At 67.6% G+C, this 8,909-nt stretch carries 11 protein-coding genes; 5 read left to right on the forward strand and 6 right to left on the reverse strand.

Features of this window, described 5'->3' with window-relative positions; all coding sequences use genetic code 11:
• The 5 genes from A9X03_RS17160 to A9X03_RS17180 all read right to left on the reverse strand — a co-directional run.
• On the reverse strand, positions 1-735 hold a 735-nt coding region (locus A9X03_RS17160; protein ID WP_156746583.1), incomplete at its 3' end, for an AMP-binding protein.
• Positions 736-741: 6 nt separating this feature from the next.
• Positions 742-1,509, reverse strand: coding sequence for an enoyl-CoA hydratase-related protein (locus A9X03_RS17165; RefSeq protein ID WP_082974518.1), 768 nt, complete (start codon positions 1,507-1,509; stop codon positions 742-744).
• Between the two features lie 70 nt (positions 1,510-1,579).
• Positions 1,580-2,338 (reverse strand): SDR family NAD(P)-dependent oxidoreductase, encoded by a 759-nt coding sequence (locus A9X03_RS17170; protein ID WP_369831376.1) that lies wholly within the window; start codon positions 2,336-2,338, stop codon positions 1,580-1,582.
• A complete protein-coding gene (locus A9X03_RS17175) occupies positions 2,319-2,957 on the reverse strand; it encodes a TetR/AcrR family transcriptional regulator (protein ID WP_067747133.1) in 639 nt (212 codons plus the stop codon). Before A9X03_RS17175 ends, A9X03_RS17170 begins: the two co-directional genes overlap by 20 nt.
• Positions 2,958-2,959: 2 nt before the next feature.
• Positions 2,960-3,787, reverse strand: a complete 828-nt coding sequence (locus A9X03_RS17180; protein ID WP_068262110.1) for a MaoC/PaaZ C-terminal domain-containing protein — start codon at positions 3,785-3,787, stop codon at positions 2,960-2,962.
• Positions 3,788-3,866: 79 nt separating this feature from the next.
• Here A9X03_RS17180 and A9X03_RS17185 point away from each other — a divergent pair, with 79 nt between their 5' ends.
• The 5 genes from A9X03_RS17185 to A9X03_RS17205 are packed head-to-tail and all read left to right on the forward strand — an operon-like array spanning position 3,867 to position 8,410.
• Positions 3,867-4,964 (forward strand): LLM class flavin-dependent oxidoreductase, encoded by a 1,098-nt coding sequence (locus A9X03_RS17185; protein ID WP_231968867.1) that lies wholly within the window; start codon positions 3,867-3,869, stop codon positions 4,962-4,964.
• A complete protein-coding gene (locus A9X03_RS17190; RefSeq protein WP_231975408.1) occupies positions 4,961-6,460 on the forward strand; it encodes a class I adenylate-forming enzyme family protein in 1,500 nt (499 codons plus the stop codon). The genes A9X03_RS17185 and A9X03_RS17190 overlap by 4 nt, the downstream gene beginning before the upstream one ends.
• Entirely contained in the window at positions 6,457-7,623 is a 1,167-nt protein-coding gene (locus A9X03_RS17195) for an acetyl-CoA acetyltransferase (protein WP_067747145.1), read from the forward strand. The genes A9X03_RS17190 and A9X03_RS17195 overlap by 4 nt, the downstream gene beginning before the upstream one ends.
• A complete protein-coding gene (locus A9X03_RS17200) occupies positions 7,620-8,015 on the forward strand; it encodes a Zn-ribbon domain-containing OB-fold protein (protein WP_067747147.1) in 396 nt (131 codons plus the stop codon). Before A9X03_RS17195 ends, A9X03_RS17200 begins: the two co-directional genes overlap by 4 nt.
• Positions 8,012-8,410: a nuclear transport factor 2 family protein gene (locus tag A9X03_RS17205; RefSeq protein WP_231975409.1), complete on the forward strand. Its 399-nt coding sequence runs from the start codon at positions 8,012-8,014 to the stop codon at positions 8,408-8,410. The genes A9X03_RS17200 and A9X03_RS17205 overlap by 4 nt, the downstream gene beginning before the upstream one ends.
• On the opposite strand, the gene A9X03_RS17210 is transcribed toward A9X03_RS17205, so the two are convergent.
• A partial coding sequence (locus A9X03_RS17210; RefSeq protein ID WP_156746584.1) for an LLM class flavin-dependent oxidoreductase occupies positions 8,407-8,909 on the reverse strand: 503 nt, incomplete at its 5' end. The genes A9X03_RS17205 and A9X03_RS17210 overlap by 4 nt on opposite strands.

Consider the following 8,909-nt stretch of genomic DNA (forward strand, 5'->3'; position numbering starts at 1 on the left):
CACCATCGGGATGTAGACCCGGTCGTCGGGCTTCCACTCGTGCTGGGTGGCGACGAAGCGGGAGTGCGTAATCACGGTGCCGTGCGTGTGGATGATGCCTTTGGGGTCCGAGGTGCTTCCCGATGTGTAGATGACGACCAGGTCGTCGGACGGGCGGACCGTCGATTCGCACGCACGCAGAAACGTTTCGGGCGCCGGCTCCGGCCATGCACTGGGCCAGGTCCGCTCGCTGTCGCCAAGCCCAAAGATGTTGCGCAACTGGGGCAGCCGTTCGAGGCCGAGCGGCGCGCCCGGGGGCGGTAACTCGCCCGCAGCACTTCCGACACGAGCGAGCATGTCCTTGCCGAGCAGCGAGTCGACCGACAGCAGGGTGTGGATGTCGGCGTCGCGCAGCAGCCAGCTCAACTCCGGCGGCTGAAAGAAGGTGTTGATCGGCACCGCCACGGCGCCGATCCGGGTGGCAGCCAGGAAGGCGACCGCAAAATCGGGTCCGTTCGGCGCCAGGATTCCGACCCGAACGCCCTTGGTGACGCCCGCCGCGAGCAACCGCCGCGCCATCTCGTCGGACCGAGCAGCGGCCTGCGCATAAGTGATTCGCTCGATCGTCCCCCCGCCCGCCGTGGAAATGACGAAGTCGTTGTCTCCGTAAGCGGCTACCAGGTCGACCAGCATCGCCGGGACGACCGCTGCGTACGGCATCGGTTCGTAGGCGAAAGTCCGTGCCGCCTCACTCATCGCGCGTCATTCCACTACCCACCGCGGTTCCCGCTTTTCCGCGAACGCGAGCATCCCTTCCCGGTAGTCGGGGTGGGTCAGCTGGTGTTGCAGCACATAGCGATACGCGACGTCGTTGGCCGCGCGTAACCCGACATCGAGACTGCTCCACATCGCCTTGATCGACGCCTGGACCGTCGCAGGTGAGAGTTTCGCGATGTCCAGGGCGATTTCGCGCGCACGCCGTTGCAGCCGGTCCGCGGGCACGACCTCGTTGATCAGGCCGATCTCGTAGCCCCGCTGCGCGCTGATCCGGCCCTGTTTGGTCATCAGCCCGAGCTGCATCACCATCGACAGCGGCATTCTGCGCAGCAGCACGGCGGGCTCGAGCGCGAACACGTTGCCCACGGCCAGATGCGTGTCGATCAGCTCGGCGTGCTCGGCCGCGATGATGAGGTCGGCATCGGCGACCTGATGCAGGCCGCCGCCGACGACCATTCCGTTGAGGGCGCAGATTACCGGCTTCCACACGTTGTGGTGCAGCCGCGAGCCGGGAACCTTGTTGCGGATGCCACCCTCGGCCGTTGCCCGGATGTCCTGGCCCGCGGAGAACGCCCGGTCGCCGGCTCCGGTGATGATGGCGACCCGGATGTTCGGGTCCTCCCGCACCCGTGCCCACGCGATGCCGAGTTCGGTGCGGGTCAGGTCGTCGGTGGCGTTGAGCCGCTCCGGTCGGTTGATCGTGATGGTGGCGATCTGCTCGCTGACGTCGAACAGGATTCTCTTCAGTTCCACGACATCCCCTGGCATCGATTCGTAGCACTAAACACTACATCAACATCTGTCTTGTCGTTCCGAGTCGTCGTCATGGCATCCACTGCCCACCCGAAACCGAAATCAGCTGGCCGGTGACGTGTTTGGCCGCGGGTGAACAGAGAAATGCCACCACGCCCGCCACGTCGTCCGGCTCACCGATGTCGCCGGTCAAAGTGGTGCGGCGCATCTGCGCCAGCTCGTCCTCGGTCTTGCGCGACAACAACCACGGGGTCGCGGTGGTGCCGACCACGACGGTGTTGACCCGGATGGCGTGCAGACCGAGCTGAACGGCCATCAACCGGCTCAGCCCTTCGACACCGGCCTTGGCTGCCGCATAGGCCGGCGGCCCGGTGCGCACGCCGTGTGCCGACACCGAGCTGACGTTCACGATGGCCCCGCCGCCGTTGGCGACCATCTGCCGGGCGGCGACCTGCGCCATCACGAAGGTGCCCTTGAGATTGACGGCTACGATGCTGTCCCAGTCCTCGTCGGTCTGCTCGAGGAACGTGCCGGGCAGCGTCATGCCCGCGTTGTTGACCAATGCTCGAACGGGCCCGTGCCGGTCGGCCAATGCGCTCAGCGCGGTCTCGACCGCGTCTCGGTCGGTGATCGATACGTTCATCGGGACGAGCAACCCGGATCTCGCATCATCCGAATCCTGGGCACGGGCAATGGCTTTCGCGTTCACGTCGATCGCGGCCACCCGATGCCCGCTGCGAATCAGCGCGGCCACAATCGATTCTCCGATGCCTCGGGCCCCTCCGGTGACGACGGCGAGGGGGTGGAAGTCACCCGACACGCTGCCCACCCGCCCGTCTGGTCCCGGGGGCCTTGCCGGTGCGTTCGATCGCGACGATCGAGGGGCGCACCAACTCCACTGATTCGGCCATCAGTTGCGACAAGTCACCCCTGCCACCGCCGGCGACCCACGAATCGATGGCGGCGCGGTTGGCGGCGTTGATCAGCGTGGCGGCCAGGCGCGGTCGCAAGTCCGGCTGAGTTTCGCTGCCCAGCCATCGCGCCACCTCCGTGGTGAGTTGGTCGATCCAGTCCTCGTTGATCCGGAGCATCGTCGCGCGCAAGGCCGGCAAGCCGTGGTACATCCGCGCGCGCACCAAAAAGATGTCAGGCTGATCGACGATCGCCTGCGCCACCGCCACCGACGTCTCGGCGAGTGCGTCCCACAGTGAGTCGGAGCGCGCGGCACGAAAACGCCGGATCGCCTCCTGCAGCCGCTCAGCGTAGCCGTCGAACAGGATGTCTTCCTTCGTGGCGAAGTGATGGAAGAACGTGCGCGGCGCGACTCCGGCCGCCGCCGAAATCTGGTCGACGGTGGTTCCCTCGTAGCCCTGGGTGTCGAACAGCTCGATCGCCGCGTGGATGAGTGCCTGTCGGTTGCGCAACCCGCGGGCCCGTCGTTGGTCCATGCTCATACCCCTGCCAGCGTGGCGGTTCCGGAGCTCAGGGCGACGGCGTCACCCTGCAGGGTCCGGAAACGCACCGAATCTTCGGTTCGCCAGATTTCCGTCCGCAGCGGGGCGTCGAGCTTCACCTGCTTTGAGAATCGGCAGCTTAAGGATGTCAGCGACCGCGGGTTACCGTCGGCGATCCGGTCGATCACCGCTCGGGCGGCGAATCCCAGCGTGCACAGGCCATGCAGGAAGACGTCGTCGAAGCCGTACTTGCGGGCCGCCTCGGGGTCGATGTGCAGCTGGTTGCGGTCGCCCGAGAGCCGGTAGAGGGCGGCCTGCTCGGGCCGGACGACGTCGTCGAACACAGCGTCCGGTGGCCCGTCGGGGTCCGGTTCGGCAGCGGGCCCACGGTCGCCACCGAATCCCCCCGCACCGAGGACCATGGTCTGGGATTTGGCGACGAACACGGTCCCGTCCGGGTCGGCACCGCGGCTGGTCAATTCCACCGCGGCGTGTTTGCCCTTGTCCCATACGGCCGACACCTCGGCTTGCACCGACATTTCCCCGGTGGCACCGATCGGCCGATGCAGTTCCAGCGACTGCGCAGAGTGAACGATCGGATACGTACCCAGGTCAAGCACACCGCGCAGGTCCTTGACGGCCCACCAGTTGGCCACCAGGGCGAACGTCGGCAGGACATCCGGGCCGCAGGCCTCGTTGAGCAGTCTCAGCTCGGACGGCGGGCGGGCGCCCACCCCCAACGCGTAGAGGATCACGTCGGTCTCGCTCCAGCGGAAGGTGTTCGGCGGCAAAGCGGTTCCGACCGCAGAGTCGAGCAGAGCCACGGCACCTCCCACTAGACGGATTGACGATATGTGTTCAATCGTGCATTATTGTGGCAGTCAGTGCAACTACTTTTACCCGATGCGGAAAGCGGGAGGGACCGACATGAGGTTCGGCGTGTTCATCCTCGGCGACAAACCCAACCACCTCAGCGAACGCGAGGTGCTGGCCAACGTGTTGGAGGAAGCGCGCTGGGCGGAAGAACTCGGTTACGACGAGATCTGGCTGGCCGAACACCACTTCTCCCCCTACGGCATGCTCCCGGACCTGCCACAGGTGGCGACGGCCATCGCCGCGCAGACCGAACGCATCCGCATCGGCACCGCGTGCATGGTGGCGCCCTTCCACGAGCCCATTCAGCTGGCCGAACGGATCGCCTTGGTCGACGTCCTGTCCGGCGGGCGCTTCGACGCCGGCTTCGGGCGCGGCTACCAGGCGCATGAGTTCAAGGGCTTCGGTATCTCGATGGACGAGGCCACGGGCCGATATCAGGAGTGCGTGGAAATCGTCAGCCGCCTGTTGACCGAAGAGAACGTCAGCTTCCACGGCAAGTACTTCCAAATCGAGGACGTCACGATCTACCCGCGGCCGGTGCAGCAGCCGATCCCCGTTTGGGGCACGGTGATGAAGACGCCGTCGAGCTTCGAGTGGCTAGCCGAGAAGGGTTTCGGGGCGATCATCGGAAACCCCTACCAGGTGGACCCGGATCTGCAGGGCGCGCTGGACATCTACCTGAAGGTGCAGTCCCAGAAGGGACTTGACGCCGCAACCGGCAACGTGTGGGCGCTGCTCAACGCCTTCTGTCACGCCGACGATGCGTTCGCCCGCAGCTACCCGCGCGAGAGCGTCGAGCTCTCCATCCAGACCCATCGGAAGTATTCGAGCCCGTTCGAGCGCGGCGGCGAAATACCGGCCGACTACAAGGCGTATTCGGACTGGTTCGAGAAACACGACAAGCAGAGCTACGAGCAGGTGTTGAACTCGCACCTGACGCTGATGGGCGACCCCGACCGCATCGTCGATAAGATGCGTACCGTCATCGACATGGGCTGGCGCAACATCATTTTGCGCATGTCGCGCGGCGGCGCCATGGACCGCACGAAGGTGTACGAGTCGATGAAGTTGTTCGCCCAAGAGGTGATCCCCGCGGCGACCGAGCTCGCGGCAGCCGCGGCTTGAACCAGCAACTCGCCGACCGCATCCGCGCGGTGCTCGCGATCGACCCGCGGGCGCCCGCGATCGAGCATGAGGGCCGGTGGGTGGATTGGCAGGGATTGTCGGACACCGCCGCGGGCCTCCAAAGTTGTCTGCGGGCTGCAGGGTTGGGTGAGGGCTCCCCCGTGGGGCTGGTGCTGCGCAATCACCCCGCGATGGTCGGCGCCGTGCTCGGGGTGCTGCTGACCGGCGGCTGCGTGGTCACGATCAACCCGTCCCAGGGTGACGCCGGGCTCTGCGCGGACATCCGCGAGCTGCGGTTGCCTGCGGTGGTGGCCTTACCGATCGACTGGGAGCGCACAGGAGTGGTCGACGCCGCCGCCGGGGCGCTGGGTGTTCGCGTATCGAGTGACCCCGCCGGCGCGACCGTTGTCGAGGGGCTGGAACAGTCCGGACCGGGCCCGTTCCGCCCGCCCGGTGACGGCGTGGCAGTCGAGATGCTGACGAGCGGCACGACCGGTCCGCCCAAGCGAATACCGCTGTCTTACAGCTCCTTTGAGCACACCGTCGCGGCGGCGAGCGCGCATTACAGTGTTGGCGCCGGGCACGACTCAGAACCGAGACTGCGTTCGGGCGTCGCGATCGTATCCTCGCCGCTGGTGCATATGTCCGGGCTGTTCCGCACTCTGCTCAACATCTGCGAAGGAAGAAAGATCGCGCTCCTGGAGCGATTCCGCGTTCCCGAATTTGTGGATCTGCTACTGCGGCACCGACCGAAGGCTGTCAGCCTGGTGCCGTCGGCGATGGTGATGGTGCTCGACGCGGGCGTGGATCCGGAGGCCTTCTCAAGCGTCGAGGTGGTGACCTCCGGCACCGCACATTTGCCGGTCGACGTGCAGACCAGGTTTGAATGTCGCTACGGCGTCGCGGTGCTGCCGTCCTACGGGGCAACGGAATTCGCCGGCGGCGTGGCCGGCTGGAACCTGGCCTTGCACCGGCAGTGGGCGACCGCCAAACGGGGAAGTGTCGGGCGCCCCCAGCGTGGTCGGGAGATCCGCGTCACGTCCGTCGAGGATGACATCGAGATGCCGCCCGGCGAGCAGGGCCGCATCGAGGTCCGCACCGAAGGCGGGGACTGGGTGCGCACCACCGACCTCGGCCGGGTCGACGCCGACGGCTTTGTGTTCATCGACGGGCGCACCGACGACGTCATCATTCGCGGCGGGTTCAAGGTCAATCCGGGCGAGATCGTCGGCGTGCTCCGTGATCATCCGGCTGTCCGCGACGCGGGGGTCACCGGCCTGCACGATGAACGGCTCGGCCAGGTGCCGGTCGCGGCGGTCGAGTTGACCGACGGCGCCCGCGCCACGCCCGACGAGCTGCTCGCCTACGCGCGTGAACGATTGAGCCGTTACTACGTCCCGGCCCGCCTGATCATCGTCGAGGAGTTGCCCCGCACGCCGTCGCTCAAGGTCAGCCAACCCGCGCTGCGCGAACTCTTCGAAGGGACAGCAAGTTGACGACACGTGGTGTGGCCGCCATTGCCGGTGTGGCAGACGAGGTTTCGGCGAGCGGGGTGATCGATGTTCCACTGCGCGAGCTCGAGGCGCGCGTGATCACCGCCGCCCTGGCCGACGCGGGCCTGTCGCTGCGCGACGTCGACGGGCTGTGCACCTGCACCGGCGGAACGCTCATGCACTCGGTGGAGCTGGCCGAGTACCTGGGGATAGCGCCACGCTTCACCGACGCGACGCAGACCGGCGGCGCCAGCTACGGGTTGTATGTCGAGCACGCCGCCGCGGCGATCGCGGCCGGCGAGGCGGAGACGGTGGTGATCGTCTACGCGTCGACGCCGCGCGCCGCGCGCAAGCGTGGCGAAAAGGGTCTCGGAGTTTTCGCCACCCCCGAGCGGCTGGAATGGGAGACACCGTTCGGGGTGATGCTCCCGATCAGCGCCTACGCCCTGGCGGCCAACCGGCACATGGCCGTGTACGGGACGACGCCCGAACAGCTGGCCCAGATCGCGGTCGACACGAGGCGCTGGGCCGCGCTGAACGAGCGAGCTCACCTGCGCGAGGCGATCAGCGTGCAGGACGTCCTGGACTCGGGCTTCCTCGCCGAGCCGCTGCACAAGCTGGAGTGCTGCCTGGTCACCGACGGTGCCGCCGCGGTGGTGGTCACCAGCGCCGAGCGCGCGCGAGACCTGGCCAAGCCGCCCGCATTCGTCCTCGGGGCGGCGACGGCGGCCTCGCACGCCATGATCTCCCAGATGCCCGACCTGACCGTCACCCCGGGGGCGCTGTCCGGGCCGGCCGCCTTCCGCGCCGCGGGCCTTCGCGCGGCCGACATCGACGTAGTCGAGCTGTACGACTCGTTCACGATCACGGTGTTGCTGGCGCTCGAAGACTTGGGCTTCTGCGGCAAGGGCGAGGGCGGTCCGTTTGTCGCGGACGGCGCGTTGGGGCCCGGCGGCACGTTGCCCGCTCAGACGTCGGGCGGCGGCCTCGCGTACACCCACCCCGGGGCGTTCGGGGCCTTCCTGCTCGTCGAGGCCGCGCGGCAGTTGCGCGGTGAGTGCGGCGAACGCCAGGTCCCGGACGCGAAAACGGCTGTCGCACATGGCACCGGCGGGGTGCTCTCGGCCACCTCGACGGTGATTCTGGGAACGGAGGCCACGCTGTGACCGATACGCTGCCGGTCCCGCAGCCCAGCCCGGTGTCCGCGCCCTTCTGGGACGCGACCCGGCGTCGCGAGCTGACGGTCCAACGATGCCAATCGTGCGCCCGGCTCGTCTGGTACCCGCGGTTCGTCTGCCCGCACTGCGGCGGGCCATCGCTGGTGTGGGAGAAGTTGAGCGGTGACGGGGTCGTGTACGCGGTCAGCGTGCACCACCGCGCCGCGCTTCCCGCCCTCGCCGACAAGGTGCCGTACTCGGTGGTGCTCGTCGATCTGGACGAAGGGGTCCGCATGATGTCGAACGTGTTCGGTCCCCCTCCCGCGGTCGGTGACCGCGTCAGGCTGGCGTGGGTGCCGCTCGAGGACGGCCGCAACCTCGCTGTCTTCGAACCGAAGTGAGCCCCGACTCCGCGCTGCGACGGTTCCGCGAAGAGCTCGTGCTGCGGCACGTCGCCGCCGAGAATGCGCGGGACCTGGAGGCGGCGATGGCCACCTTCACCCATCCGCGCTACGAGATCATCCCTACCGGAACCGTTTTCGACGGTGACCAGGCGGTCCGCGCGATGCTGTCGCAGCAGTGGGCGGATCTCCCGATGCTGCGATATGCCGCGGAGGCGATCTACCACGGGGACAATGATCTGGTCGTGGAGACCCGGACGACCGCACCCGGCACGCCACTCGACATGTTGAGCGTCAACCTCTTCGGCTTCCGCGGGCCCGATCTGGTTTTGGAACGGTGCTACTTCGACCGGATGCTGCTCGCCGCGCAACTCGAGTCGATCCGCGCGCCCTAGCCGCCTACAGCGTCACGGACCGCTTGGACAAGGGCCGGAATGTCGCGGTCCCGGTTCGCACCGGGCAAGGGCCAGTGCGTCATCCGCAGGTCGGTCACGCCTGCGTTCGACAGCGAGGCCGCCCCCGCGTCGACCGCGGAGAGGTCGAGCCCGCCATCGGGGCTCGTCTGCACGCGCAGCGTCCCGGCAACACCGAACCCGTCCGGGTCACCCCCGGCGCGCTCGACCGCGGCGCGCATTCGACGTATTCCGCCGGCGACATCCCGCGCGTCCGGGCCCCACGGGATCCAGCCCTGTCCGAAGCGAGCGAGCCGGCGAGCGACCGCTCGGTTCACCGTCCCGCTCACCCACACCGGCACCCCGCCTGGCTGAACCGGTTTGGGCATCTGGTGTATCCGCTCGAAACTCAAATCGACCGATTCGTAGCTCACCTCGTTCTCCCGCCACAACCGCTGGCAGACGTCCAGCGTCTGGTCCAGGATCGCCCCGCGTCGATCGA

Source organism: Mycobacterium sp. E1715 (genome assembly GCF_001667625.1).
Classification (GTDB): domain Bacteria; phylum Actinomycetota; class Actinomycetes; order Mycobacteriales; family Mycobacteriaceae; genus Mycobacterium.

Excerpts from the sequence above, each read along its gene's own strand:
- A9X03_RS17175 (WP_067747133.1), bottom strand. The coding sequence starts at position 2,957 with ATGGACCAACGACGGGCCCGCGGGTTGCGCAACCGACAGGCACTCATC.
- A9X03_RS17185 (WP_231968867.1), top strand. The coding sequence starts at position 3,867 with ATGCGGAAAGCGGGAGGGACCGACATGAGGTTCGGCGTGTTCATCCTC.